We start from the raw sequence: 25,800 nt of genomic DNA, 5'->3' as shown, positions 1-25,800 counted from the left end.
CCGACACTTCATCTGCGATTATGAAGCAAAGTTCACTAGGCGAACAGGATCCGGCATGGACAAAGTGGTGACGAGCGCCGCGTCCGCCGTCGCGGACATACCGGACGGGGCGTCGCTGGCCGTGGGCGGCTTCGGGCTGAGCGGGGTGCCGAACGTCCTCATCGAGGCGCTGCACAAGGCCGCGCCCGGCGGGCTGAGCGTGGTGTCCAACAACTGCGGCGTGGACGGCGGCGGCCTCGGCATCCTGCTGGAGGCGGGCCAGATCGTCCGGGTGACCGGGTCCTACATCGGCGACAACAAGACGTTCGCCCGCAAATACCTGGGCGGCGAGGTCGAGGTCGAGCTGATCCCGCAGGGCACGCTCGCCGAGCGGCTCCGCGCGGGCGGCTGCGGCATCCCCGCCTTCTACACGCCCGCCGGTGTCGGGACGCCCGTCGCCGAGGGCGGCCTGCCATGGCGGTACGCCGCCGACGGGACGATCGCCGTCCCGTCCCCGGCCAAGGAGGTCCGCGACTTCGACGGCACCCCCTACGTCCTGGAACGCGGCATCCACACCGACTACGCCCTCGTCAGGGCGTATCGGGGCGACCGGCACGGCAACCTGGTGTTCGCCAAGGCGTCCCGCAACTTCAACCCGCTCGCCGCGATGGCGGGCCGCGTCACGATCGCGGAGGTCGAGGAGCTGGTGGACGCCCTCGACCCGGACGAGGTGCACCTTCCGGGCGTGTTCGTCCAGCGGGTCGTGGAGCTGACGCCCGAGCAGGCCGCGGCCAAGGAGATCGAGAAGAGGACGGTGCGCGCCTGATGGCCTGGACCCGCGACGACATGGCGGCCCGTGCCGCGACCGAGCTGACCGACGGTTCGTACGTGAACCTCGGCATCGGGCTGCCGACCCTCGTGCCCGGCCATGTGCCGCCCGGGGTGCGGGTCGTCCTGCACTCGGAGAACGGGATCCTGGGCGTCGGCCCGTACCCGCTCGACGACGAGGTCGACCCCGACCTGATCAACGCGGGCAAGGAGACCGTCACCGTCCGTCCCGGGGCGTCCTACTTCGACTCGTCGCTGTCGTTCGGGATGATCCGCGGCGGCCACATCGACACCGCGATCCTCGGCGCGATGCAGGTGTCGGCCGGGGGCGACCTGGCGAACTGGATGATCCCCGGGTCGCTGGTCAGGGGCATGGGCGGGGCGATGGACCTCGTCCACGGCGCGCGGCGCGTGATCGTGCTGACCACGCACAACGCCAAGAACGGCAAGCCGAAGATCGTGGAGCGTTGCGACCTGCCGCTGACCGGCCGGGCGTGCGTCGACCGGATCATCACGGACCTGGCCGTCCTGGACGTCACCCCGTCCGGCCTGACGCTGGTGGAGACGGCCCCCGGCGTCGCCGTGGACGAGGTCGTGTCCCGCACGGGCGCCAGGCTGATCATCTGAGGTCGGCGGATTCCGCGCAGCCGCCCGAGGCGCACCTGCCGAGCCATTTTCGCCAGTCGTCGTCGTAGCGGCTGCCGATGGTGGTGGTCAGGAACGTCCGGGCGGCGTCCCATTTTCCGGTCCGGTAGTAGCCGAGCAGTGTGGCGATATCGTCGCGGTGCTCCTCGAACAGGTACCGGACGGCGAGGTAGCCCCACGAGTAGATGCGCGCGCCGTCGTGCTTGGGCGTGGTGTTCCACAGCGTGCTCAGCGCGTACGTCTTCTTGGCGGCCTCCGCGATGGCCGAATGGTTTGTCACCTTGCGAAAAGAGTAAGAGGCGTACTCGGCGAACCCTTCGACCCACCAGAAGGTCGGCGTACTGAGGTCGTAACCGCCGTACAGGTCGAACCGGCCGTCAAGGTAATGCGCGTACTCGTGACCGAGGTTCCGAATCTGGAATTCGGGACGCGCCCCCTCCGCCTCGTACGCGATGAACCGCGCCTGGTTCCCGGGCGCGGACGGGTCACCTTCCAGGTACATCCCACCGCTGTCGGTGTCGATGCCGAAAATCACACCCGCGTAGGTCTTGTAGTCGCCGCTGGAGTCGAAGACGCAGATCTCGACGGTGGTGTTGTTGTCGTTGGCGACGGGCTTGTTGTCGTCTTTCACGAGGCTGTGGAAGTGGGCGTCCTGCTTCTCCAGGCTCGCACACGTGTCGGACGCCTGGTCGGCGGTCATGTCCTGCGCCCGAATCCTGACGGCGGAACCACACGCATGGTCGACGGTCAGGACACCTTTCTCCAACTGCTTCTTCAAATCGCACGTGCCGTAATACCCGCAACCACCACGGTCATAGTGGTCGGCCATCTCGGCGACACCGACCCACAGCCGCGCCGTCCGCCCGGTCATGCTGCTCTTGCCGAGCAACCCCTTGAGTAACGGCCTCATTTTGACTCGTAGCGATCCATGCTGCAAGAAGCGCCCAAGCTCGCGCCCCGCGTTAACCGTCAGGGACCCACGATCTGTACCGAGCAAACCAAGATGACCGGAAGCGAACGATTCGAGCGAACCAAGCACCCGCGAATCGGACTCGACCGCAGACACGAACTCCGGCAACTGATGCCCGCGAAACAAGACCTGGTAGACGTTGTTGACCGCGTCGAGCATCGACCGGTACTTGTCGTAGGAACTGCCATAACCGTCCAGGAGCCTCCGGACGACATACAGATAGCGGGCGTTCTCCTGCGCACTGTCCACCAGTGTGACCGCCTCCGCCAGAACCTCCCCGTTCGCCTCACTCACCACCGACGACTTCGGGTTCTCAAAGAAGGCGTCCAGCGCCGACCGCATGGCGTCCTTCAACACGGCCCCATAAGCCCCCACAGCGGACGGGTGATACCACTGGACGTAGTACCCAGCACGCAGATAAAGCACAATCTGGACAGTGTTCTCCCTATTGGCCCCCTCATAATGGACGCCGTCATCGCGCAACGCCCGAGCGACCGTGACCATCTGGCTTTCACTGAACACCCGATGGGCGTCATCCCCGCTCAAGTCGAACAACGTGCCAATACACCTCGTCGACGCCCCTCTGACCTGCTGGACCAGCGCGTCCCCCGACAGCCCCGCGAAGTCGCCCGGCTCGCATGTCTTGACCGTCCTCGACACATGCGTCCCCGGCACGACATTCGCAGGCGAGACCAGGAACCCGACCGCCAGCAACGTCGGCGCCCACAGAAATTTCACGAAATGACGTCCACGCGCATGGCCACCCACCCCGTCCCCATGCCCTCTCGCATTTCCTGCACCACGCCACACGAAACCCGCCGACTATCAGGGTGAAGTAGCGGGAAGCGCCAGGTTTGGGAAGATTTCGCGACCCTCACCACGGCCGTCATTTGCGCTGCCGCCGCCGTTTTGCTCGCCGCGAACGCGATGTCGGTCACCGCGACCGCGGCCGGTCCACATCTCGTTCGCGGGCCGGACCGCTCAGCGGTGGTTCGTCGCCGCCGCGACAGCGCCATGTCACCCTTTGTCGGTGACGTGCGTCACGGCACTATTGTTGATCATTATGGCGACTCCTTCCGACTGGCGCGCGGTCAACCGGGCCAACTGGGACGAGCGCGTCCCCGTCCACTCCGCCGGGGCGTTCTACGACCTGCCCGGATTCGTCGCGGGACGGGACACGCTCCGGGGCTTCGAGGCCGCGGAGGTCGGCGACGTCGACGGCCGGACGCTCCTGCACCTCCAGTGCCACATCGGGCTCGACACCCTGTCGTGGGCGCGGCACGGAGCCGCCGTCACCGGCCTCGACTTCTCCGAGCCCGCGCTGGAGACGGCCCGCGAGCTCGCCGCGCGGATCGGCGTCACCACGGCGCGCTTCGTCGCCGCCGACGTGTACGACGCCGTCCACGCGCTGGACGCGCGGACCTTCGACATCGTCTACACCGGCATGGGCGCCCTGTGCTGGCTTCCGGACATCAACCGTTGGGCGCAGACCGCCGCCGCGCTGGTCGCGCCGGGTGGTTTTCTCTACGTGGCCGAGTTCCATCCGGTCGCCGACGTCCTCGGCGAGGACGGCCACACCGTCGAGCACGACTACTTCCTGCGCGACCCGATCGTCGTGGACGAACCCGGCTCCTACGCCGCCCCCGACGTGCCGACGACCGAGACCCTGACGATCGAGTGGCGGCACGGCGTCGGCGACGTCGTCAGTGCCGTGGCCGCCGCCGGGCTGCGCGTCGAGTTCCTGCACGAGCATGACAACGGACACTTCCGCCTGCCCGCCGGGCTGGACGTCCCGCTGGTCTACTCGCTGCGCGCGCGGAAACCCGCGTAGGTCAGTCGCCGACCTGGCCGGACGGGGCGGGGCCGCCGAGCCCGGCCAGCAGTTCCCGGAGCAGGTCGGCCAGTTGCTCGCGGCGTTCCGGGGCGAGATGCGCGATGAGGTCGTCCTCGGCCGCGAGCAGATCGGCGACAACGCGATCGAGCAGGTCGTTGCCCGTGGCGGTGAGGGTGACCGCGCGGGCGTGGTAGCCCGTCCCGGCGGTGGTCCGTTCGACCAGGCCCGACGCGGCCGCCCGCTCCACGCGCTGGGTGATCGCGCCGCGCGTCACCATGCAGGCGTCGGCCAGCTCGCCCGGGCTCATCCGGTACGGCGGGCCGGAACGCCGCAGCGTGGACAGCAGGTCCAGGGTGGCGACGTCCACGCCCAGGCGCGCGAGACGGCGGCGGCGCTCGTCGCCGAAGACCTTGGCGGCCCACCAGATCCGGGTGATGACCCCGATCGACTCCACCGAGACGCCCGGCAGCTCGCGCCGCCAGGCGTCCTGGATGGCGTCGGCGCCGTCGCGCGGCGGCTCAGCGCCCACGCTCGGCGCCGCCGTTCACCTGGACGATCTGCGCCGTGACATGCCCGCTGCCCGGCGAGGCGAGCCAGTGCACGGTCTCGGCGACGTCCTGCGGCGTCCCGGCCCGGCCAGTGTGGGTCTGCGCGACGAGCAGCGCGCGGCGTTCGTCGTCGAGGGTGGCGCCGAAGAACTCGGTGTCCTGGATCAGTCCGGGCGCGACCACGTTCACCGTGATGCCACGCGGCCCGAGCGCGGCGGCCAGATCGAAGGCGTACGGGTGCAGAGCCGCCTTCATCGGCCCGTACGAGGTGCCGCCCGAACCGCGATACGCCGCGACCGACGAGATGAACACGACCCGTCCGGACGGGTTCAGCAGATCGCGAAGCGCCTCGGTCGGCAGCACCGCCGTCAGGACGTTGGCCCGAAAGTTGCCCGTCCACCGCTCCGCGACGCCCCCGCTCACGCCATGCCGTTCGACGTTGCCACCGGCGTTGTTGACGAGCACGTCGACCGTCCCAAAACGCTCGGCCAGCTCCCCGCGCACGCGCTCGACCTCACCCGGATCACTCAGATCGGCCTGGATCGCCGTCCCGCCGATCTCCTTGGCCGCCGCCTCCAACGGCTCGGCACGGCGTCCGATCACCACGACCCGCTCACCATCCGCCGCGAACCGCGCCGCCACCGCCTTCCCGATGCCGGTCCCCCCACCACTGACCACAACCGTCCGCGCCACGCCGACCCCTAACTTTAGACCTAAAGTCAGCATAACCCCCGGACCGAGGTCAGGCGGCGCAGAATTCGTTGCCTTCGGGGTCGCGCATTACCCACCAGTGGCCCGCCGGGCCCTTGTTGACCTCGTTGACGCGGGTCGCGCCGAGGGTTTCCAGGCGGGAGACCAGGTCGTCCAGGCCGCCGGGGTCGCTGTGGACGTCGATGTGCAGGCGGTTCTTCACGGTCTTGGGTTCGGGGACGTCCTGGAAGAGGAGGCGGCGGCCCTTGCCCACGCCGCTGGTCGCGTCGAACGGGTCGTCGGGGTGGCGGATCGCGGCGAAGCCGCGGAAGTTCTTGCGGCCTCGATGTTCGATGACCGCCTGGTCGGGGAGGTGGCCCGCGGCGAGCAGTTGTTCGATGAGCGCACTCGGATCCTCCACCTCGTAGCCGAGGGCCTCGGCCCAGAAGTCGGCGAGCGTGGGCGCGTTCGCGCTGTCTATGACGAGTTTCCATCCCAGTGCCATGTAACCCGTTATATTGGTTACATGGCCTCCACCGCAAGCAGAGGGTTGGTGCTGCGTGCTCGTTCCGGTGCCACCTACCGGTTCGATCCCGGGGCGTTGTGCCTGGAGCTGCTGACCACCGGCGGGCCGGGGGTGTACCGGCACTACGAGGTTCTGCACCAGCCTGCTGATCTTGTGGCGTGGGCGGAGCGGTCCCGGTTGGAGCCGACGCCGGAGTTGGAGGTCAGCGACGCGGAGGTCAGTGAGGCGCGGAGGTTGCGGGACGCTCTGTTCGGGGTTGTGCTCGTGCACTTGCGCGGGGAGCCGTATCCGGGCAAGGAGTTGGACGTCATCAATGCGGTGGCCGCTCGGCCCGCGCTGGCTCCGGCTGTCGGGGTGGACGGGGAGCGGGCGTGGGCCGGGGTCTCCAGCGGCACGCAGTTGTTGGCGACCGTCGCGCGGGACGCCGTCGAGTTGCTGACCGGGCCGTTCGCGCATCGGATCCGCGCCTGCGCCGCCGACAACTGCCAGCTCGTGTACGTCGACACGTCCCGGCCCGGACGTCGCCGGTGGTGCTCCATGGAGCACTGCGGCAATTTGCACAAGGTGCGGGCCATACGGGCGCGGCAGTCATCGGCGAGTGCGGCGGACGCGGCGGATTCGACCCCAGGGCTTGGCGACCGCGAGGACGGTCGCCAGCGTCAGCGCCGTCAACGAGACGGCGGGCGGGAAGACCAGGTCTGAGATGACGGCCGGTTCGGACGCGCCGTTCGCCAGGTCACGGCCGTAGTCGCCGACCTCGTCCATCCCGGGCTGGAGCGCCACCAGGATGAGCGTGCACAGGACGAGGTTGAGCGTCAGCTTGACGAGCACCCACCAGTAGCGCAGCAGGCCCCAGCGGGTGCCGAGGCCCAGTGCCAGGCCGGTGACCAGGCAGAGGAGGCCGCTGACCAGCATCGGCCACACCACGAAGGTCGCGAGCGCCTGGTAGGCGAGGCCGCGCACCTCGTCGGTGGTGCCGAACCTGCCGGTCAGCACCAGGATCGCGACCATCACGTCGATCCCGATCCACGCGCCGGCCGACACGATGTGGATGACCAGGACCGTCCTGCGCCAGCGGCGTCCGAGCCGGAACCAGCCGTCCCCCTCCCTGGATCTCGGTACGGGGTTCGCCTCGCGCACTGCCATGTCGTCACGTCCTTCTCGGCACTGGAAACAGCACCAACGACGATCCCGGCTCGCAGCGCGGATGCCGTCCGCCGCGCGGCTACACCGGGGGTACGACGACCGGCGCACGCCACCGTCCCGCGGCTACGCCGGGCGCGGTACCCGAGGCGGGCGCGAATCCGGCGGGGATGCCAGGATGACGATCATGTCTTCCGCCGAACGCCCAGGCCAGAAGCCGACGACGAGCCACTGGCCGATCCGCGTGCCCGACGCCGTGCTCACCGATCTGCTCGCGCGGCTCGACTCGACCCGCTGGCCGGACGACGTCGGCAACGACGACTGGTTCTACGGCGTGAGCCGCGCCTACCTCCAGGAACTCGTCGACTACTGGCGGACGGCGTACGACTGGCGCAAGGCCGAGGCCGCGATCAACGCCTACGAGCAGCACCGCGTCGAGGTCGACGGCGTGCCGGTGCACTTCATGCGCAGGGCGGGCAAGGGGCCCGCGCCGGTGCCGCTGGTCCTCACGCACGGGTGGCCCTGGACGTTCTGGCACTGGTCCAAGGTCATCGACCCGCTGGCGGACCCGGGCGCGCACGGCGGCGACCCGGCCGACGCCTTCGACGTGATCGTCCCGTCGTTCCCCGGGTTCGGGTTCTCCGGGCCGCTGCCGAACAACCCGGACATGAACTACTGGAAGGTCGCCGACCTGTGGCACGTTCTCATGACCCGCGTCCTCGGCCATGAGAAGTACGCCGCCGCCGGATGCGACGTCGGCGCCCTCGTCACCGGGCAGCTCGGGCACAAGTACGCGGACGAGCTGTACGGCATCCACATCGGCTCCGGCCTGCGGCTCGACTTCTTCAACGGCGACCGGGCCTGGGACATCAGCCGTGGCCGGCCCATCCCGGACGGGCTGCCCGCCGACGTGCACGCCCGGATCGTCGAGCTGGAGAAACGGTTCGCCGTCCACCTCACCGCGCACATGCTGGACCCGAGCACCCTCGCCTACGGGCTGTCCGACTCCCCCGCCGGGATGCTCGCCTGGATCCTGCGGCGGTGGGCGAGCTGGAGCGACGACGGCGGCGACATCGAGTCGGTGTTCGGCAAGGACGACCTGCTCACCCACGCGATGATCTTCTGGGTGACGAACTCGATCGGCACGTCGATCCGGACGTACGCCAACAACAACCGCTATCCGTGGACGCCGTCGCACGACCGGTGGCCCGTCATCGAGGCGCCCACCGGAATCACCTTCGTCGGCTACGAGAACCCGCCGGGAGTGAGCACCGCAGACGAGCGCGTCCGCGATTTCATCGACAGCGACCGCGCCGCCTGGTACAACCACACGAATCTCACGGCGCACGACCACGGCGGCCATTTCATTCCGTGGGAGATCCCCGGCGAATGGGTCGACGACCTCCGCCGGACGTTCCGCCCCCTGCGTTAGGGAACGGCGGCGTGCTGCGTCAGGTAACGGTCGAACCAGCCCACGGCCAACATCGTGACCTGTTCCAGCGCGCCGGGTTCCTCGAAAAGGTGCGTGGCTCTCGGCACGACCTCCAGGCGGTGGACGGCGCCGCCCGCCGCCAGAGACAGGCGTCCGGCCGCGTCCTCGTTCAGGCGCAGCACCTGCGGGTCGCGGGCGCCCACGATCAGCAGCACCGGCGCGGCGACCCGTCCCAGGGCGTCGCCCGCGAGGTCCGGGCGGCCGCCGCGTGACACCACGGCGCCGACCCGTCCTGGACGTTCCGCCGCGGCGGCCAGCGCGGCGGCGGCGCCGGTGCTCGCCCCGAACAGGCCGATCGGATATCCGGACGTCTCCGGCGCGGCGGCGAGCCAGTCGATCGCGCCGACGAGCCGCCGCGTCAGCAGGTCGATGTCGAAGCGGAGCTCGGCGGTGCGCGCGTCCCGTTCGTCCTCCTCCGCCGTGAACAGGTCGAACAGCAGTGTGCCGAGGCCCGCCTCGGCGAGGCCGGTGGCGACGGCCCGGTTGCGGGGGCTGTGCCGGGAACTCCCGCTGCCATGCGCGAAGAGGACCACGCCGCCCGGTTCGTCCGGCAGGGCGAGGTCGCCCGGCAGCGCCGCGCCCGGGAGGTCGATCGTCACTCGCGCGGTGTCCATACCGCGTGGTTACCCGTCCTCCCGCCCGCCATTCCGGGACCGGTGGACGGTGAAGAACCCGACCAACGAGGCGAGCGCGGCGACGAGTTCCCCCGCCAGGCTGATCGACTTGTCGGCGTACCAGGACGGGTCGTACATCCGGGGAATCGGCCCGAGCCGCCCGAAGTCGACGGAGTAGTAGAGCAGGACGGCCCCGGCCGCGCTCGCCGCGACCACGAACGCGATCGCATAGGTCCACCTGCGCGCCCAGAAGAGCACGAGCAGACCCGCCACGGCGGCCGCGACCGCCTGTCCGCGAAAGAGGTCGTCACCGGCGATGGTCCCGCTCGGCGTGTGGGGCCCGGGCGCCATGTCGGGCGCGAACCGCCAATGGACGACGGCGTCCGCCGCCAGCCCCCCGGCCACAAGAAGACGAAGAACAATGCCCATGACCATGGCACGGGAGTACCCGCTCCACGGATCAAATCCGCCGAACGAATCCCCGAAATAATTTCGTTCCGTTCAGAACGGCCGTTTCGCGCGGAACCCTGTGTGCCACGTGCGTCTCATGGCGGCGTAAAACGGCCGTCAGGTGGTGCGGGCGGATTTCACTCGGCGGTAGCTCCAGTAGAGGAGGGCGAAGAGGATGATTCCCGAGAGGATGAGGCCGGAGCCCGTGCTCCAGCCGGAGAGCGGGAGTTCCTCGACGACGCCCCAGGCGACGCCCGCGGCGAGGAGGGCCAGGCCGGTGAGGATCGAGCCGGTGAGGCGCCACCAGGAGGTCACGCTGTCCTCGGCGGCCTGGACGGCGCGCTCGCGGACGGGTTCGACGTAGCGGTCCAGGGTCGGGAACTCGCGGGCGAGGATGAGCAGGCCCGCGAGCACGAGCAGCAGCCCCGGGCCCGGCAGGACGAGCAGCGCGACGCCGGTCAGCAGCACCGCGCCGCCGACGACGATCATCACGCCGCGCTTGGCGTGCCTCGTGTACCCCATTGGTCGCCCTCCGTCCGATCCGGCCCCCAAGCGTAGATCCACAACGGCCCTGGACGGGCGTCCGGGGTGGCGGCGGTGCCTCGTGTCGCGCGCCCACCGCCGCCCGGGGTGACCGGCGGATTCACGGAATGCGGCGAATTTGGTCCTATATGCTCCGGGTTGCCCCTCTCAGGATCAGAGGTCGATGACACAGACACCCGAGACGTCCGTCGCGGGCCCGGCGTCCGGCACGGGTCCGGCGTCCGGCACGGGTCCGGCGTCCGGCACGGGCCCGGGGACGGCGGAGCCCTCGTCCGGACGTCCGCCGGAGACGCGGCGGGCGGCGGGCGGCGCACCGTCACGGGGACGCGACCCGCACCTGGACAACGTGAAGTTCGTCGCGATCCTGCTCGTCGCGACCGGGCACGGGATGGCGGGGCTCAGCGACGTCCCGCTGGCCGCCACGGCCTACTACTTCTTCTACATGTTCCACATGCCGGTGTTCGTGATGATCAGCGGCTATCTGGCCAAGCGGTTCACGCTCACCGACGACCGGGCCGTCAAGCTGGTCGGCGCCACCCTGGCCCCCTATGTGATCTTCCAGACGGCGTACAGCCTGTTCGCCTGGGCGGCCAGGGACCGCAAGTTCGAGATCGCGCTGCTGAACCCGTACTACATCACCTGGTTCCTGCTGGCCCTGTTCGTCTGGCGGCTGCTCACGCCGGTGTGGCGGCGGGCGCGGTTCCCGGTGGCGGGGGCCGTGCTGGTGGCGCTGCTGGCGTTCATGGGCGACCTCGGCGGGACGCTCGACATCTACCGGATCCTCGGGCTCATGCCGTTCTACGTGCTCGGGCTCACACTGCGGCCGGAGACGCTGGCGCTGGTCCGGCGGCCCGCCGCGCGGATCGCGGGCGCCGTGATCCTGGTCGCCGGGTTCGCCGCCACGTACGTCGCGTACCCGCACATGGACCCGCGCTGGGTGCGCTGGACGGACTCCAACGCCGACATGGGCGTCGGCGAGGTGCCCGGCACGCTGATGCGGATGGGGCTGCTGCTCGCGGGCCTGGTGCTCATCGCGGCGTTCCTGGCCGTCGTCCCGTCCCGGCGGACCTGGTACACCGACCTCGGCGCGGCGACCCTCTACACCTACCTGTTGCACGGGTTCCTCACCCGGTCGTTCACGTTCTCCGGGTGGAACGAGGCCGGGTGGCTCGACACGATCCCGGGCGTCCTCGTCATCGCGGGGGTGTGCTGCGTCGTCGCGACGCTGTTGAGCACGAGCCCGGTCCGGCGGGTGACGCGGTGGGCGGTGGAGCCCGATATCCAGCGACTTTTCACCAAACAGTGACTCTTCGGTCACCAACCGTTCTCGCCGGTAACGCGCAGATCACGGCAAACCGCAAGATCGCTGAAACCGTCACATAATCCTACAGACCGGGTACAGTTAAGCCGCAGTTCATCCCCGTGTGCATCCATAGCCCTGCTCTGCGCCGCGGCCCCGTCGCTCCCATGGATCTCACCCGGTGACTGCGCGGGTGTCACGATGGCGGTCGATACGACCGTCAAACGGAAAAGGATGGTCGTATTGGTCATGGCGCCGCAGGGCGAGCAGCGCACCGTTGCCGTCATCCTTGCGGGTGGCAGCGGGCAGCGAATGGGCCTCAGTACTCCCAAGCAGCTCCTCAAGATCGCCGGGAAGACGATCCTGGAGCACACGTTGTGCGTCTTCCAGGAGGCGCCCGACATCGACGAGATCCTCGTCCTGATGAACCCCGGCTTCCTCAACGACGCCGCGGAGTGCGTGAAGAAGGCCGGCTGCTCGAAGGTCACGGCCGTCCTGCCCGGCGGGACGTCGCGCAACGCCACCACGCAGCTCGCGCTCGACGCGCTCGCCGACCACCCCGCCGACAGCACCAACGTGCTGTTCCACGACGCGGTGCGCCCGCTGCTGTCGCAGCGCATCATCCGCGACTGCGTGACCGCGCTCCGCGAGCACCTCGCCGTGGACGTCGCCATCCCGTCCGCCGACACGATCATCCAGGTGGACGAGGACGTCATCGTGGATGTCCCGCGCCGCGCGAACCTGCGCCGCGGCCAGACCCCGCAGGGCTTCCGGCTCGCCACCATCCGCGCCGCCTACGAGAAGGCCTGGCGGGACGACGGGTTCGAGGCCACCGACGACTGCTCGGTCGTGCTGCGGTACCTGCCCGGCACCCCGATCTACGTCGTCCCCGGTGACGAGCACAACATGAAGGTCACCGAGCCGGTCGACATGTTCGTCGCGGACAAGCTCTTCCAGCTCGCGTCGTCCGACGCCCCCGACCTGACCGAGGACCAGTACGCCGAGGCGCTCACCGGCAAGACCGTCGTCGTGTTCGGCGCGAGCAAGGGCATCGGCGCCGCCGTCGCGAAGCTGGCCCAGCGGTTCGGCGCCCGCGTCTTCGGCTACAGCCGGGGCGCGACCCGTACGCACGCCGAACGTCCCGACGACGTCGCCGCCGCTCTCGCGCAGGCGTACTCGGCGACCGGACGGGTCGACTTCGTCGTCAACACGGCGGGCGTCCTCCGGATCGGAAGGCTCGACGCGATCGAGCCCGAGGCGATCGAGGAGGCGCTGCGGGTCAACTACCTCGCGCCGATCCACATCGCCCGCGCCGCGTTCCCCTACCTCGCCAAGACCGGCGGGCACCTGCTGCTGTACACGTCCAGCTCCTACACGCGCGGACGCGCCGACTACAGCCTGTACTCGTCGGCGAAGGCCGCCACCGTGAACCTGACGCAGGCGCTGGCGGACGAGTGGTCGTCCGACGGCGTGCGGATCAACTGCATCAACCCGGAACGGACGAGCACCCCGATGCGGACGAATGCCTTCGGGCAGGAGCCGCCGCACACGCTGCTCAGCGCCGACCAGGTAGCGCGAACGTCGCTGAACGTTCTGCTGTCGGATCTCACCGGCCAGGTCATCGACGTCCGCCGCGACGACCCGCTCACCGGCGCACGCACCGGCTGACCGGGCCCCGCCCTCGCCCCTCGCGCACCCGCCGTCCCCGGCCCGGGTGCCCCCGACCCCTCGCCGCCGCCCCAGGGCCGCGCTGACAAGATGGAGGTGTACCGTGCGGCGACTCGTCACCCGGTACTCGAAGCTCCTGCGGTTTTCCACGGTGTTGCCCCTGCCCGTCACGCACGCGCTGATGATCCTCGCGGCGGTGGCGGGAGCGCCCGGCTGGTTCCTCGGCGCCGCGGTCGCCTCCTATGTCGCCGAGCCGCTCGTCTACCGGTACTTCCAGGACGCGGACCGGCCGCTGCGCCTGGGCGAGCTGGGCGCGGCCGCGCGGGTGCTGATCCGGCAGGGCTCGTTCGTGCTGCTGCTCGTCGAGGCGGGGGGCGTCGGCGACGCGACCGTCGCGACGGCCGCCCTCGGGTTCTTCCTCCTCAACGGGCTCCGCGCCGGGGCGCTGATCGGCTCGGCCGTCCTGCGCCGCGCCAACTCGCTCCCGTACGCCACCCGCAACCTCGGTGCGGGCGAGCCCGCCCACCCCCCGGCCGAACCGGCCTGGCACGTGCGGCTCGTGACGCTGATCGAGGGGTACGCCGACCTCCCGCCGCTCGCGCTCGGCGCCGTCGGGCTGCTGGCCGACGTCCCCGCGCTGGTGATCGTCGGGCTGCTCGGCTCGGCGGCGGGCACGCTGGTCTCCTACGCCGCGCAGATCCCCCAGCTGCGCCAGATGCGGCGCCTGTTCAACGGCAGGCGCGTCGGGAAGGACGTGCAGCGCCGCGTGGCCGGCTACGGGCCCGAGGTCGTCCTGTACTTCACCGGCATGGCCGTGAACTGCTACCAGGCCAACATGTGGCTGGAGACGCTGGAGCGCCTCGACCGCAAGGCGCTGGTGCTCGTCCGGACGCCGGAGGTCGTGGCCGCGCTCGCCCCCACGCGGCTGCCGATCGTGTGCGTCAGCCGGGCGGAGGACATGATGAACTTCGACTGGTCGACCGTCCGCGTCGCGCTCTACACCGGGAACACCGGCAAGAACCTGCACCTGCTCCGCGAGCCGGACATCAAGCACGTCTTCGTCGGCCACGGCGACAGCGACAAGGACTCCAGCTCCAACCCGGTCAGCAAGGTCTTCGACGAGGTGTGGGTCGCGGGCCCCGCCGGACGCGACCGCTACCGCAACTCCGACGCGGGCGTCCGCGACGAGGCCATCATCGAGGTCGGCCGCCCGCAGCTCACGGGCATCACCACCGGGCCGACCGGGAACGACGTGCCGACCGTCCTGTACGCGCCGACGTGGGAGGGCTGGGACAGCGAGCACAGCTACTGCTCCCTGCTCACCATGGGCGACAGGATCGTCAGCAGGCTGCTGGAACAGGGCGCCGGGCTCCGCGTCATCTACCGCCCGCACCCCTACACCGGGACCCGCATGGCCGCCGCGCACGCGGCGCACAACCGGGTGATCGCGATGATCGAGGCCGCCAACCAGGCGGGCGGCGCGCACCGGGTCGTCACCGGTGCCGAGGCGTCCCTGCACGACTGCTTCAACCAGTCGGACATGCTCATCACCGACATCTCCAGCGTCATCTCCGACTACATGCCGAGCCTGAAGCCGTACGTGGTCACCAACCCGCACGCCGCCAACGACGTGACGTTCCGCACGGACTTCCCATCCGCGTCCGCCGCCTACCTGCTAGGCCCCGACTGCGCCGAACTGACCGACATCATCGCCGTCGCCGCGTCCCCCGGCGCCGACCCCCTGGCCGACGAGCGCCACAGGCTCCGCGACTACCTGCTGGGCCCCGAACACCCGGACGCCATGACCCGCTTCGCCACCGCCGTCGACACCCTCGCCGCCGCAGGCCCCCGCTCAACCCTCCACACCCACGGCGACCCACGGCGAACCGCTCCCGCCGAACCCGCCTAGTTCCTCTCCTCGGGCTAGGTACATTTCGGGCACGGTGGGTACTCGATCCCGCTTAGAGTGTCGGTCGATACTCGAACGACTCTGCTGAGGCATTATGACGCAACCGTTGGTCAGTGTGATCACCGCGGTCTACAACTGCCGGGAGACGGTGGCCCGGGCGGTGGACTCGGCGTTCGAGCAGTCGCTGTCGCCCGAGCTGGTCGAAGTGATCGCCGTCGACGACGGCTCGACCGACGGCAGCGGCGAGGTGCTGGACGAGCTGGCCCTCGTCCACGACCGGCTGACCGTGCTCCACCAGCCGAACTCGGGGGGTGCGGGCGCGCCGCGCAACCGGGGCCTGGAGCTGGCGACCGGCACGTTCGTGTTCTTCCTGGACGCCGACGACCGGCTCGGTCCGGAGGCGCTGGAGCGGATGACCGCGATGGCGGAGCGCAACGACACCGACATCGTCATCGGCAAGCAGGTCGGGACCGGCGGCCGCAGGACGCCCCAGATCTTCGACGAGACGGTCGAGCGCGCCCACGTCCTCGAACCGGGCTCCACCCTGTTCTGGCGCATGTCGATGGCCGCGTTGCAGCTGTTCCGCCGTTCCCTGATCGAGGACGCCGGGTTGCGGTTCACCGAGGGCCTCCTGTCGCACGAGGACCAGCTGTTCACCGCGGGCGCCCACCTGCGCGCCCGGGGCGTGTCCATCCTCGCGGACTACGACTGCTACTACTGGGCCGCCCGTGAGGACGGCACGAGCAGCACGCAGGTCGGTGGCGCCCGCGCCGCCGACGTCTACGCGATCACCAGCGAGGCGCTGGAGCTGACCGCGCGGTACGCCGAGCCCGGCGAGGTCCGCGACCAACTGCACCGGCGGTACTTCGACCAGGAGGTGTTCGGACGGCTGCAACGCCGCTTCGTGGACGCCCCCGACGACGAACGCAAGATCACCTACGCGGCCTGCCGCGATCTGCTGGAGCGGTGGCTCACCCCGGGGCTGCGGGGGCATCTCCCGCCGCTTTACCGCGTGGCCGCTCATTGTGTGCTCAATGATTTCGCCGAAGAACTCGATACTGTGCTCCGGCATTTCCAGGAGTTCGGGCGTCCGCGCCTCCATTTGGAGGACGGGCGGAGTTACCAGAAGCTTCCGTTCTTCCGGGACGCGGAGGCGGCCATTCCGGACGACTGCTACGAGGTCGAGACGCCGCCGACGATCGTGCACAACCTGAACCGTCCCGAGTGGACGGACGGCGTGCTGGAGATCAGCGGCCTCGTCACGGTGCGCGGGACGGACGAGGGCACGCCCGAGCTGAGCCTGACCGTCACGGACGGCGACGGCGTCCAGCGTCGCGTCGCCTGCGAGGTCGGTCTGTCGGAGCTCACCGACGCGGGCATGGCGACGTCCTACACCGCCGGGCTGCGCCCGGTGTCCGAGGAGTGGCCGGACGGTCTCTGGGCGGTCGCCGTGGACGTCGCCATCGGCGGGTACCAGCAGACCGTCACCCTTACCAAGCCTGCGGGTATGGAGATCCCCACCGTGATCAACGCCCGTGCGGCGGGCGGCGCGCGGCTCGTCCGGGCGCTGCCGGTTCACGGTCGGGGCGATCTCGTGCTGGAACTGGGCGGCGAGCCGGAACCCGCCGATTTCCCGGCCGCCGAGGCCAGTCTGGAGTCCGGGAACCGGCTGCGGGTGCGGATCGCTGCCCCGGCCGTCTTCGGGGCCGGGTCCGCGCCTATCATGAGCGTCGTCCTTTGCCACCCTGGTAAGGGGAGCGCCGAGATTCGCGCTGTGCTGGAGCCGGACGGGGCGTCCCACCTGCGGGCCGATCTGCCCGTGGCACGTGCCCGCACCGGGCGGTGGAAGGGGTTCCTGGAGGTCGACGGGGTGGGCGAGCCCGTCCGGCTGCGGCTTCGTGAAGGGGCGGGTGCGCTGGGGCCGGTGACGGTGTCGTGGGTGCCGCCGCGCCGTCTGCGCGTCCGGCTCGACGACAAGTGGCTGGCGGCGGTGGTCACCAACCCGGTGCGGCAGCGGGCGGGCAGGCTGCTGCGAGTGCGGGGCCTTCCGCGACGGCGGTCCGCGGACCCTCGATAATGGTCGAACGCCAGACCATCGAATCCGCCAGGAAGGCACCGAATGACGCACCGTATCCTCCCGAGCGCGCAGGTGGACTCGTCCGCGCGGCTCGGTGACGGGACGACCGTGTGGGATCTCGCCCAGGTCCGTGAGGACGCGACCCTCGGCGCGAACTGCATCGTGGGCCGCGGCGCGTACGTCGGCGCGGGCGTGCGGATCGGCGACAACGTCAAGCTCCAGAACCACGCGCTCGTCTACGAGCCAGCCGTCCTGGAGGACGGCGTGTTCGTCGGCCCCGCCGTCGTCCTCACCAACGACCGCGAGCCCCGCTCCGTCGACCCGGACGGCAAACTGAAGCGCGGCGGCGACTGGGAGGCGGTCGGTGTGCACGTCGCCGAGGGCGCGTCCCTCGGGGCCCGCAGCGTCTGCGTCGCGCCGGTGCGGATCGGGCGCTGGGCGATGGTCGCCGCGGGCGCCGTCGTGACCCGCGACGTCCCCGACTTCGCCCTGGTCGCGGGCGTCCCGGCCCGCCGCCTCGGTTGGGTCGGCCGCGCCGGGGCCCGCCTGACGCAGGGTCCGGACGGAACGTGGGAGTGCCCGCGCACCGGTGCCCGCTACGTCGAGACACCCGCCGAGAACGATTCCGAGAAGACGGTCCTCATCGAGAGGGAAGCATGAGCCTGAAGGTCCTCAGCGTCGTCGGCGCGCGCCCGCAGTTGGTGAAGCTCGCTCCCATCGCGTCCGCCCTCGCCTCGGCGGGCCAGCGGCACGTCATCGTGCACACGGGCCAGCACTACGACGCCGACCTGTCGGACGTGTTCTTCTCCGGCCTCGGCATCCCCGACCCGGACGTGCACCTCGGCGTCGGCTCCGGCAGCCACGGCGTGCAGACCGGCGCCGTGATGGCGGCCCTCGACCCGATCCTGGAACGTGAACGCCCCGACTGGGTCCTCGTCTACGGGGACACGAACTCGACGCTCGCGGGCGCCGTGTCCGCCGTGAAACTGCACCTGCCCGTCGCGCATCTTGAGGCGGGACTGCGTTCGTTCAACCGCCGGATGCCGGAGGAGCACAACCGCGTCCTCACCGACCACGCCGCCGACCTGCTCCTCGCCCCGACGGAGGAGGCGATGCGTCACCTCGCCGCCGAGGGGCTCGCGGAACGGAGCGTCCGCACGGGCGACGTGATGGTGGACGTGTGCCTCCGCGTCCGTGACGCCGTCCGCGCCGGGAGCGTCGACGCCCCCGTCCTGCCCGACGGGATCGACCCCGAACGGCCCTACCTGGTGGCCACCGTGCACCGGGCGGAGAACACCGACGACGCGGCACGGCTCGCCTCGCTCGCCGACGCGCTCGCCGACCTGCCCGTCCAGGTCGCGCTGCTGGCCCACCCCCGGCTGGTCGCCCGCGCCGAGACGCACGGCATCAAGCTGGGACGCGGCGCCGTCCGGGTCGGCCGTCCGCTGCCCTACGCGGGCCTGGTCGCGGCCGTGCTCGGCTCGCAGGGAGTGATCACCGACTCCGGCGGCCTACAGAAGGAGGCGTTCCTCCTCGAACGTCCGTGCACGACGCTGCGGACCGAGACGGAATGGCCGGAGACCCTGGCCGGGGGATGGAACGAACTGGTCGCCGACCCCGCCGTCCTCGGCCCCGCCCGCTGGGCGGCGACCGCGACCCGGCCCGCGCCCGACGCCCCGCGCGGCACCCCGTACGGTGACGGGCACGCGGCCGAGACCGTCGCGGCGATCCTCGCCGAACGCGCGAGCCGGTAGACCGAATCCTTCCGCCCGCCGGTAGGCCGGGCCTTCCGTCTAGGGCTGGAGCGTCCGCTCCTGCCGCGTCGTCACGGTGAGGTCCGGGTACCGGCGGGCCAGCCGCCACGCGAACGGCACCGACGTGTAGTCGATCACGATGACGCGGCGGACCTCCGCCATGTCGATGTCGCGGTCGACGCACCGCCGGACGATCCGCATCAGCAGAAGCGGCCGGACGTGCCGGTAGAAGCGCAGGAACACCCGCTTGTGGACGATCCCGGACACGCGGGTCTGCGCGCGGTCGAGAAACCTGCCGACGGGTCCGAGCGGCTTCAGCGGCCGGACGAGGAGCCTCGGCACCCTGCTCACGACCGTGCGCTCCAGCCAGGGCAGCGGATGCCTGGCCTCGGCCTTGTCGAGCATGTGCAGGCGCGCCCGCTCGTCCAGCAGGTCCCAGCCCCGCGGCTCGGCGGTGACCACGTCGACGTTGGCGCCCTCCTCGTCCAGGAAGTGCCTGGCCAACCCGTCGACCCGCTTGAAGCTGCGCTTGTGGCTCCTCGGGTCGAGGACCAGGATCAGCACCCGGGGGGCAGCCCCGTCGTTCACGTCTTCGTCTCCCAGCTCGGTCATTCGACGTCGGCACCTCTGCGAGCGGCCAGTTCGTTCAGCCGCCGCACCAGCGGCTCAAGCGACGCGGTGCGTTCGAACCGCTTCGCGTACTCGTACGCCTCGGCGATCTGGCGCTGGTCGAGCCCCGCCGCGGCCTTGGCGGCCTCGACCATCGAGGCCGCGATGGCCTCCGGTTCGAGCCCGCCCGGGTTGAACCACAGCGGATAGTCCCGCAGGACCTCCTCCGCCGCCGACCCGGACGCGTGGACCGACACGATCGGACGTCCCGCCGCCATGTACTCGAAGATCTTCCCCGAGGTGACGTACCGCGCGCCGCCCGCCAGGAACACCAGCACGTCGGAGTTCCGGTAGACCTCGAACAGCTCGGTCTTGGACACCGGTCCGCAGTAGTTCACTCCCGGCGCCAGATCCTGCCCGCCCTGCTCGCTCACCGTTTCCTGCTTGTCCGGCGAGACTGGCGCCGCTTCCTGGCTCTGCGCGGCTTCCTGGCCTTGTTCGGTCTCTTGGTTCTGCTCGCCCTGCTCGCTCTGTTCAGCTTCGGCCGGTTCGTCGGGACGGGACGTGAGCCGGTGGAGGAGGTTGACGTCGGCTCCCTTGAAGAAGCCGAGATACCCGTGCAGGTCGAGTTGCGCACCGGCGAGGTCCGGGTGTTCGCGGGCGCGGCCGAATCCGTCGATCATCGCTTCGATGGGCTGCTTGCCGGTCAGCGTGCCGACGTAGGAGAAACGGGGGCGGCGCTCCTCCTGCCCGTCGCGGATCTTCGCGGGCGGCTCGGGCGCGCCGACGAGGGTGTCGGAGTCCCAGCCGTTCGGGACGACCAGCATCCGGTCCGCCACGCGCGGATAGCGCTCGGCGTGCCAGGACCGCAGCGCCTCGTTGACGAAGACGGCGTTGGACGCCGATTTCAGCACCCGCCGTTCCCAGGAATAGGCCGGGTGCCCGTCCTCGAACGCGGGTTCCTCGCTGAAGAGGTCGAGTGTCCAGGCGTCGCGGTTGTCGACAATGTAGGGAGTCCGGGTCAGCCTGTTGAAAAGGTAGGCGGCCGCGAACGACGCGAACGGATTCCCCGTCGCCAGCACGACGTCGAATCTCTTCCGGGCGTGCAGGCGCAGCGCCCGCCGGACGCTCGCACGGGCCCAGGACGAGTAGTTCTCGGGAAAGACGTGCTTCTGACCCCAGTTGTACATCCAGTGCGCGAGGTGCGGGAACGTCCCGCGGAACCTGCTGAAGTCGCGCACGTCCCGCTTCCACATGAACTGGTTCAGGTTCGGCCGCACCACATTGATCCGCGGATCGACCGAGTCGAGGAGCTTCTCGTCGAACGAGCCGATGGCGTCGCGCAAGAACGGCAGCGGCGCCGCGAAAACGGTGACGTCCCATCCCTTCTCGACCAGCAGGTTGGCCGTCGCCCGGGGACGGTAGACACCGCTGGCCCTGGACGGCGGGAAATAGAAGGCGAGATACAGCAGGCGCGGACGGCGGTTGCCCATGCTCTTCATCCTTTAGCGTGGCCGGCCGGAGACAGTTCGTGAGCGACGGAGTAGGCGAGCCTGGCGCCCGAGTCCACGAACACGTCCCGCAGTTCGGACGCGGTGACCATCGACTCCGCGTCACCGACGACGACGAGGTCGACCGGCCGCCGGGCGAGGACGTCACGGCGCATGGCGCGCTCGCGGATCTCGGCGGGGTTCCGCCGGTAGAGGCGGCCGAGGCGGCGATGGATCGGGTTGGCGACGCGGCGCCGGTAGAACGACTGGAGGCGCCGCCCGAACCCGCTCAGCGGGCCGCGCAGGCAGACGCGCATCAGGAACAGCGGGATCCGGTCGATCAGCAGCCGTACCGCGGCGGGCCGGTAACGGCGTTCGAACGCACTCCAGTCGACCATGTCGGCGCCCTCGGGCAGCGGGTCGTTGTTCCACTTGGCGGGTTTGCCGACGAGCACGGTCGCGGTTCCGCCCGCGTCGATGACCTGCCGGGCCTCGGCCACGATCACGTGCCGCCGGGAGCCGCCGATGGCGAGGAAAAGGACGTTCACGAATCCCCCTCTCCGTTCGCACCCGTCTCCGGGAACCAGTGCCGGTAGTGGGCCTCGGCCACGGTGCCGTAGCCGAACCGCGACTCCAGCACCCGCCTGGCCTCGGGCAGATCGAGGTCGTCCGGGAACCGGTCACGCAGCCGCCGGTACCCCTCGATGATCGAGTCCGCGTCCTCCCTGACCTCGATCATCTCCCCCACGGCGCTCTCTATGCCGGCGAGGGTGCGTTCGGGGCCGCCGCAGCGGGTGACGAGCAGCGGCAGGCCCGCCGCCACCGCCTCGATGATCGACACGCCGAACGTCTCCCAGCGGGCCGCGTGCACGAGGAGGTCGTGCTCACGCATGAGCCGGGTGCACTCGTCCGGCGGGACGGAGGGCAGGAACGTCACCGCGTCCATGACCTGGAGTTCGGTGGCCCGCTCCGCGAGCCGCTCGGCCAGCTTGCCCTCGCCGACCATCGTCAGCGTCAGCTCGGGGTCTTCGGCGTGGCACTTGGCGAACGCCTCCAGCAGCCAGTCGACGCCCTTGCGCTCGATGAGGCTGCCGACGTACAGCCAGCGGCGCAGTTCGGTGACCGGCCGGGGACGGGTCTGGGCGAACGAGATCGGGTTGGAGATCACCTCGATCTTGTGCGCGTGCGCCGGGAACGCCTCCACCAACTGCTCGCGGAGCGCGTCCGTCACGGCGAACAGGCCCGTGCAACGGTCGAGGACCTGCTCGTACAGTTCACGCGAGTCGGGCTGTTCGAGGACCTGGTGCAGGTAGGAGGCGTGCTCGGTGATGAACACGCGGGCGTCCGGGCGGGCGTTCTCCAGCGCCGTCCAGCCGCCGCGCAGGCCGACGTGCGCGTGCACGACCTTCGCCGGGATCGGCTCGCCGTTCAGGGCCCAGCCGAGCCCCCTCGCGTGTTCGACGGACTGTGACCCGAAGGTGCGCCCGCGCATCAGAATCGGGACGCGCACCAGCGAGGCGCCCCCAACTGTCGGAACGGGACGCAGCAGCTCCGGCAGGAGGCGCCGGTGCGCGTCCTCGGCCGCGTGGTCGTCCTCCGGTGCCCGCAGCCGCCAGCCGTCGGTGTGGTAGAGGGTGACGTCGCCGCAGCCCGGCGCGATCGCCTCCACCATCGCCTGGACGAAGGCGCCCGAGAACTTGTGGTGCGGAGAGGGGTACCAGGGCGTGAGGACGGCCACGTCCCTGTCGGCGGTTTCGCTCATCATCACCTAGACCTTCTCCGGAGCCGGCTTCGCGGCGGCGGGCAGCAGCTCGGTGTAGACGCCGTCCAGGATCTCGGCCTGCGCCTCCCAGCTCCAGGCGCGCAGCAGGTCCGGCCGGTCGTCGTACACGGCGCGGTACCGCTTCGGGTCGGTCAGCACCGCCTCGACCGCGCGCACGTAGTCGTCCTCGTCCTCGGCCCGGAACACCTCGCCCTGCCCGGTGTCCCGCACCACCTCGCTCATGGCCTTGACGTCGCTGACCACGATCGGCAGCCGCGCGTGCGAGTACTCGAAGAACTTCGTGATCAGCGCGATCTCGTGGTTCGGCCAGTGGTGGATCGGGATGACCCCGAAGTCGGCGGCCGACAGGAACGGGACCACATGGTCGAACGGCACGTACGACAGGATGTGCACCCGGTCGCGGACGCCGAGTTCGTCGGCGCGCCGCAGCAGCCGCGCCATCTCGGAGCCGTCCGGCCTCGGCACGACCAGGGCGACGTGCAGTCCGGGCAGCCGGGGCAGCGTGTCGATCATGATGATCAGGCCGCGGTGCTGCGGGGAGCCGCCGCTGTAGACGGCGACGGGCGTGTCCCGGTCGACGCCGCACAGCTCCCGCAGGTCCGGGACGCGATCGCCGCTGGACGGCTCACCGTCGATGATCGGGGCGTTGAGCACGACGGCGGGCTTGTGCCTGAGGCCGTGGTGCTCGACGAGCATGTCGCCGAGCGGTTCGGAGACGGTCACCACCGCGTCGGCCGCGCCCGCGTACTCGCGTTCGTACGCGCACACGGCCGGATGCCAGCGCACCTCGTCATGCCAGGGGCGGATGCCCGGCAGGAACTCGTGCGCGTCCCACACGAGCTTCACCTCGCGCCCCTTGGCGCGCGCCCGCCGCACGGCGCGAGCGCCGACGCCGAGCATCCGGAAGTCGTTGGCATGGATGATGTCCGGTTCGAGCTTGTCGATGGTGCCGCGGTAGGCGCTGTCCCAGTCCCACAGACCACGGTCGAGAACGCGCCAGGACCGGTCGCCGAGAAGCTTCTGCCAGAACGCGATGGTGAACCGTTCCAGGGGGGAGTTCCGGTTCAGCCGGGCTTTGGCCAGGGACTTCGTCTGGCGCCCGCGCAGCCTGACCCAGAACCACTGGGCCTTCGCCGTGACGCGCCGTGCCGCCAGCCAGGCCGTCCGCGCCGGTCCGCCGAAGCCGGGCGCGAGCCGGGCCGCGGCGATGTCGGCGCGCCGGTTCTGGACGAGCCGCCGCCGGTACGCCGCGACCTCCGGGTGCGGATACGCGAGCGGGCGGCGGAGCGTCGACCGCACGATGCTGAACCTCGGCCCGACATGGCGGGGCGGCTGCGGGACGAGCACGACGTTCGCCCCGCCCAGCGTCCAGCGCTTCTTCCTGCGGGCCTGGACGCAGCCGACGAGGTGCACCTCCCAGCCCGCGGCGGCGATGGAGGCCGCCGCCTTCTGCACCCGGGAGTCTCCGTTGACGCCGTTGTCGACGAGCATGACGATACGGCCGCGCGACTCCGCGGCACACCCCTCGCCGGGACCGCCCTCCTGGGGGCCGCCATCGTCTTCGGTCTGCATTCGGTCTTCTCCACTCGGTTCTGACGAGGTCATCCGGGATCGAGGCCGGTCGAGCGTGCGGCGGGGGGTCAGCGGGTGGTGCCGCCCTGGTCGGGTGCGCCGATGACGGTGTGGGCGACGCCGGCCCAGCGGGCGGGGTCGGTGATACGGCGGCCGTCCACCATGGCCTTGACGCCCGGGAGGGCGTCGGGGGTCAGGTCGCGGTACTCGACGTGGTCGGCCTGCACGATCGCGGCGGTCACCGGTTCGCCGCGGTGTGCGGGGAGGCCGAGCGCCTCCAGCTCCTCGGGCGTGTACATCGGGTCGGAGACGTACGGGACGGCCCCGCGCTCGCGCAGCGCCTCGACCGTGGGGAAGACGCCGGAGAACGCCGTCTCCTTCACGCCGCCCCGGTAGGCGGCGCCGAGGACGAGGACGGGCGCGCCGGTGAGGTCACCGTACGTCCCGGCGAGGAGGCCGACGGCGTAGGCGGGCATGGCCACGTTGGCGTCGCGGGCGGCGGCGACGACGGTCGCGGCCGGGTCGTTCCACAGGTACATCCGCGGATAGACCGGGATGCAGTGGCCGCCGACGGCGATGCCCGGCCGGTGGATGTGGCTGAACGGCTGCGTGTTGCAGGCCTCGATGACCTTCATGACGTCCACACCGACGCTACCCGCGTAGCGGGCGAACTGGTTGGCGAGGCCGATGTTCACGTCGCGGTAGGTCGTCTCGGCGAGCTTGGCGAGTTCGGCGGCCTCGGCGGAACCGAGGTCCCAGACGCCGTTCGGACGGTCGAGGTCGGGCCGCTCGTCGAAGTCGAGGACCTGCTCGTAGAACTCCACGCCGTGCCGGGCGGACGCCTCGTCCACGCCGCCGACGAGCTTCGGGTAGCGCCGCAGGTCGGCGAACACCCGGCCGGTCAGCACCCGTTCGGGGCTGAACACCAGGTGGAAGTCGGTGCCCGAGGTCAGGCCCGAACCCTCGGCCAGCATCGGCGCCCAGCGCTCGCGGGTGGTGCCGACCGGCAGCGTCGTCTCGTAGCTGACGAGGGTCCCCGGACGCAGGCCCGCCGCGATCGAGCGGGTCGCGGCGTCCATCCAGCCGAAGTCGGGGGTGCCCGCCTCGTCCACGAACAGCGGGACGACCACGACGACCGCGTCGGACTCGGCGACGGCCGCCGGAGTGTCGGTCGTCGCCGTCAGCAGACCCTCCCGGACCGCCTCCGCGAGGTGGACGTCGAGATCCGCCTCGCCGGGGAACGGTTCGCGACCGGCGTTGACGTCGGCGACGACACGTTCGTCCACGTCGGCGCCGATCACTCGGTGGCCCTTGCGGGCGAACTGCACCGCCAGCGGCAGACCGATCTTGCCGAGCGCGACCACGCAGATCCGCAT

General features: G+C 70.6%; 25 protein-coding genes. 11 read left to right on the top strand and 14 right to left on the bottom strand.

The annotated features are described in order from the left end of the window. The first annotated feature begins 55 nt into the window (after window positions 1–55). Complete coding sequence (locus ABD808_RS18405) at window positions 56–805, top strand: CoA transferase subunit A (RefSeq protein WP_344898208.1); 750 nt, start codon at window positions 56–58, stop codon at window positions 803–805. Further along, window positions 805–1,434: a CoA transferase subunit B gene (locus ABD808_RS18400; protein ID WP_344898206.1), complete on the top strand. Its 630-nt coding sequence runs from the start codon at window positions 805–807 to the stop codon at window positions 1,432–1,434. The genes ABD808_RS18405 and ABD808_RS18400 overlap by 1 nt, the downstream gene beginning before the upstream one ends. On the opposite strand, the gene ABD808_RS18395 is transcribed toward ABD808_RS18400, so the two are convergent. Beyond that, on the bottom strand, window positions 1,427–3,232 hold the full coding sequence (locus ABD808_RS18395) for a collagenase (protein ID WP_344898203.1): 1,806 nt from the start codon (window positions 3,230–3,232) through the stop codon (window positions 1,427–1,429). The two genes, ABD808_RS18400 and ABD808_RS18395, sit on opposite strands and share 8 nt — an antisense overlap. Before the next feature lie 253 nt (window positions 3,233–3,485). On the opposite strand from ABD808_RS18395, the gene ABD808_RS18390 reads away from it, so the two are divergent. Beyond that, complete coding sequence (locus ABD808_RS18390) at window positions 3,486–4,253, top strand: class I SAM-dependent methyltransferase (protein ID WP_344898201.1); 768 nt, start codon at window positions 3,486–3,488, stop codon at window positions 4,251–4,253. A 1-nt stretch (window position 4,254) separates the two neighbouring features. On the opposite strand, the gene ABD808_RS18385 is transcribed toward ABD808_RS18390, so the two are convergent. From ABD808_RS18385 to ABD808_RS18375, 3 genes are read right to left on the bottom strand one after another with little or no spacing between them, the layout of a single operon-like run. Next, a complete protein-coding gene (locus ABD808_RS18385; RefSeq protein WP_344898199.1) occupies window positions 4,255–4,785 on the bottom strand; it encodes a MarR family winged helix-turn-helix transcriptional regulator in 531 nt (176 codons plus the stop codon). Then, window positions 4,775–5,497: an SDR family NAD(P)-dependent oxidoreductase gene (locus tag ABD808_RS18380; protein WP_344898197.1), complete on the bottom strand. Its 723-nt coding sequence runs from the start codon at window positions 5,495–5,497 to the stop codon at window positions 4,775–4,777. Before ABD808_RS18380 ends, ABD808_RS18385 begins: the two co-directional genes overlap by 11 nt. Before the next feature lie 49 nt (window positions 5,498–5,546). Next, window positions 5,547–5,999 carry a VOC family protein gene (locus tag ABD808_RS18375; protein WP_344898195.1) on the bottom strand — a complete coding sequence of 151 codons (453 nt, stop codon included), beginning with the start codon at window positions 5,997–5,999 and terminating at the stop codon, window positions 5,547–5,549. A gap of 21 nt (window positions 6,000–6,020) precedes the next feature. Here ABD808_RS18375 and ABD808_RS18370 point away from each other — a divergent pair, with 21 nt between their 5' ends. Continuing rightward, entirely contained in the window at window positions 6,021–6,722 is a 702-nt protein-coding gene (locus tag ABD808_RS18370; RefSeq protein ID WP_344898193.1) for a CGNR zinc finger domain-containing protein, read from the top strand. Here the strand turns inward: ABD808_RS18370 and ABD808_RS18365 are convergent. Further along, the gene (locus tag ABD808_RS18365; protein ID WP_344898191.1) at window positions 6,609–7,166 is read right to left on the bottom strand and encodes a hypothetical protein; all 558 of its coding nucleotides are present in this window, start codon (window positions 7,164–7,166) and stop codon (window positions 6,609–6,611) included. The two genes, ABD808_RS18370 and ABD808_RS18365, sit on opposite strands and share 114 nt — an antisense overlap. Window positions 7,167–7,341: 175 nt before the next feature. Between ABD808_RS18365 and ABD808_RS18360 the strand changes: the two genes are divergently transcribed. Then, the gene (locus ABD808_RS18360; RefSeq protein WP_344898189.1) at window positions 7,342–8,595 is read left to right on the top strand and encodes an epoxide hydrolase family protein; all 1,254 of its coding nucleotides are present in this window, start codon (window positions 7,342–7,344) and stop codon (window positions 8,593–8,595) included. Here the strand turns inward: ABD808_RS18360 and ABD808_RS18355 are convergent. The 3 genes from ABD808_RS18355 to ABD808_RS18345 all read right to left on the bottom strand — a co-directional run bounded on the left by ABD808_RS18355 (window position 8,592) and on the right by ABD808_RS18345 (window position 10,241). Next, window positions 8,592–9,269, bottom strand: coding sequence for a dienelactone hydrolase family protein (locus ABD808_RS18355; RefSeq protein WP_344898187.1), 678 nt, complete (start codon window positions 9,267–9,269; stop codon window positions 8,592–8,594). The genes ABD808_RS18360 and ABD808_RS18355 overlap by 4 nt on opposite strands. Window positions 9,270–9,278: 9 nt before the next feature. Further along, on the bottom strand, window positions 9,279–9,698 hold the full coding sequence (locus ABD808_RS18350) for a hypothetical protein (protein ID WP_344898185.1): 420 nt from the start codon (window positions 9,696–9,698) through the stop codon (window positions 9,279–9,281). A gap of 138 nt (window positions 9,699–9,836) precedes the next feature. Further along, the gene (locus ABD808_RS18345; RefSeq protein ID WP_344898183.1) at window positions 9,837–10,241 is read right to left on the bottom strand and encodes a PGPGW domain-containing protein; all 405 of its coding nucleotides are present in this window, start codon (window positions 10,239–10,241) and stop codon (window positions 9,837–9,839) included. Between the two features lie 184 nt (window positions 10,242–10,425). On the opposite strand from ABD808_RS18345, the gene ABD808_RS18340 reads away from it, so the two are divergent. The 6 genes from ABD808_RS18340 (at window position 10,426) to wecB (ending at window position 18,970) form a co-directional block, all read left to right on the top strand. Further along, a complete protein-coding gene (locus tag ABD808_RS18340; RefSeq protein ID WP_344898181.1) occupies window positions 10,426–11,568 on the top strand; it encodes an acyltransferase family protein in 1,143 nt (380 codons plus the stop codon). 195 nt (window positions 11,569–11,763) lie between these two features. Beyond that, a complete protein-coding gene (locus ABD808_RS18335; protein ID WP_344898179.1) occupies window positions 11,764–13,230 on the top strand; it encodes an SDR family NAD(P)-dependent oxidoreductase in 1,467 nt (488 codons plus the stop codon). A 103-nt stretch (window positions 13,231–13,333) separates the two neighbouring features. Beyond that, window positions 13,334–15,139 carry a CDP-glycerol glycerophosphotransferase family protein gene (locus ABD808_RS18330; protein ID WP_344898177.1) on the top strand — a complete coding sequence of 602 codons (1,806 nt, stop codon included), beginning with the start codon at window positions 13,334–13,336 and terminating at the stop codon, window positions 15,137–15,139. A 94-nt stretch (window positions 15,140–15,233) separates the two neighbouring features. Continuing rightward, window positions 15,234–17,216, top strand: coding sequence for a glycosyltransferase family 2 protein (locus tag ABD808_RS18325; RefSeq protein ID WP_344898175.1), 1,983 nt, complete (start codon window positions 15,234–15,236; stop codon window positions 17,214–17,216). 42 nt (window positions 17,217–17,258) lie between these two features. Continuing rightward, window positions 17,259–17,876: an acyltransferase gene (locus ABD808_RS18320; RefSeq protein ID WP_344898173.1), complete on the top strand. Its 618-nt coding sequence runs from the start codon at window positions 17,259–17,261 to the stop codon at window positions 17,874–17,876. Beyond that, complete coding sequence (wecB, locus tag ABD808_RS18315; RefSeq protein WP_344898171.1) at window positions 17,873–18,970, top strand: non-hydrolyzing UDP-N-acetylglucosamine 2-epimerase; 1,098 nt, start codon at window positions 17,873–17,875, stop codon at window positions 18,968–18,970. The genes ABD808_RS18320 and wecB overlap by 4 nt, the downstream gene beginning before the upstream one ends. Window positions 18,971–19,009: 39 nt before the next feature. On the opposite strand, the gene ABD808_RS18310 is transcribed toward wecB, so the two are convergent. The 6 genes from ABD808_RS18310 to ABD808_RS18285 form a co-directional block, all read right to left on the bottom strand. Then, the gene (locus ABD808_RS18310) at window positions 19,010–19,582 is read right to left on the bottom strand and encodes a hypothetical protein (RefSeq protein WP_344898169.1); all 573 of its coding nucleotides are present in this window, start codon (window positions 19,580–19,582) and stop codon (window positions 19,010–19,012) included. Further along, window positions 19,579–21,072: a glycosyltransferase gene (locus ABD808_RS18305; protein ID WP_344898167.1), complete on the bottom strand. Its 1,494-nt coding sequence runs from the start codon at window positions 21,070–21,072 to the stop codon at window positions 19,579–19,581. Before ABD808_RS18305 ends, ABD808_RS18310 begins: the two co-directional genes overlap by 4 nt. 5 nt (window positions 21,073–21,077) lie before the next feature. Then, on the bottom strand, window positions 21,078–21,617 hold the full coding sequence (locus ABD808_RS18300; protein ID WP_344898165.1) for a hypothetical protein: 540 nt from the start codon (window positions 21,615–21,617) through the stop codon (window positions 21,078–21,080). Then, window positions 21,614–22,834, bottom strand: coding sequence for a glycosyltransferase (locus ABD808_RS18295; RefSeq protein WP_344898162.1), 1,221 nt, complete (start codon window positions 22,832–22,834; stop codon window positions 21,614–21,616). Before ABD808_RS18295 ends, ABD808_RS18300 begins: the two co-directional genes overlap by 4 nt. A gap of 3 nt (window positions 22,835–22,837) precedes the next feature. After that, window positions 22,838–24,424, bottom strand: coding sequence for a glycosyltransferase family 4 protein (locus tag ABD808_RS18290; RefSeq protein ID WP_344898160.1), 1,587 nt, complete (start codon window positions 24,422–24,424; stop codon window positions 22,838–22,840). Window positions 24,425–24,492: 68 nt separating this feature from the next. Then, window positions 24,493–25,800 (bottom strand): nucleotide sugar dehydrogenase, encoded by a 1,308-nt coding sequence (locus ABD808_RS18285; protein ID WP_344898159.1) that lies wholly within the window; start codon window positions 25,798–25,800, stop codon window positions 24,493–24,495.

Origin of the sequence: Actinomadura meridiana (genome assembly GCF_039537545.1) — a bacterium.
In the GTDB taxonomy this organism is placed as follows: domain Bacteria; phylum Actinomycetota; class Actinomycetes; order Streptosporangiales; family Streptosporangiaceae; genus Spirillospora; species Spirillospora meridiana.
This window is presented reverse-complemented; position numbering and strand designations above follow the sequence as displayed.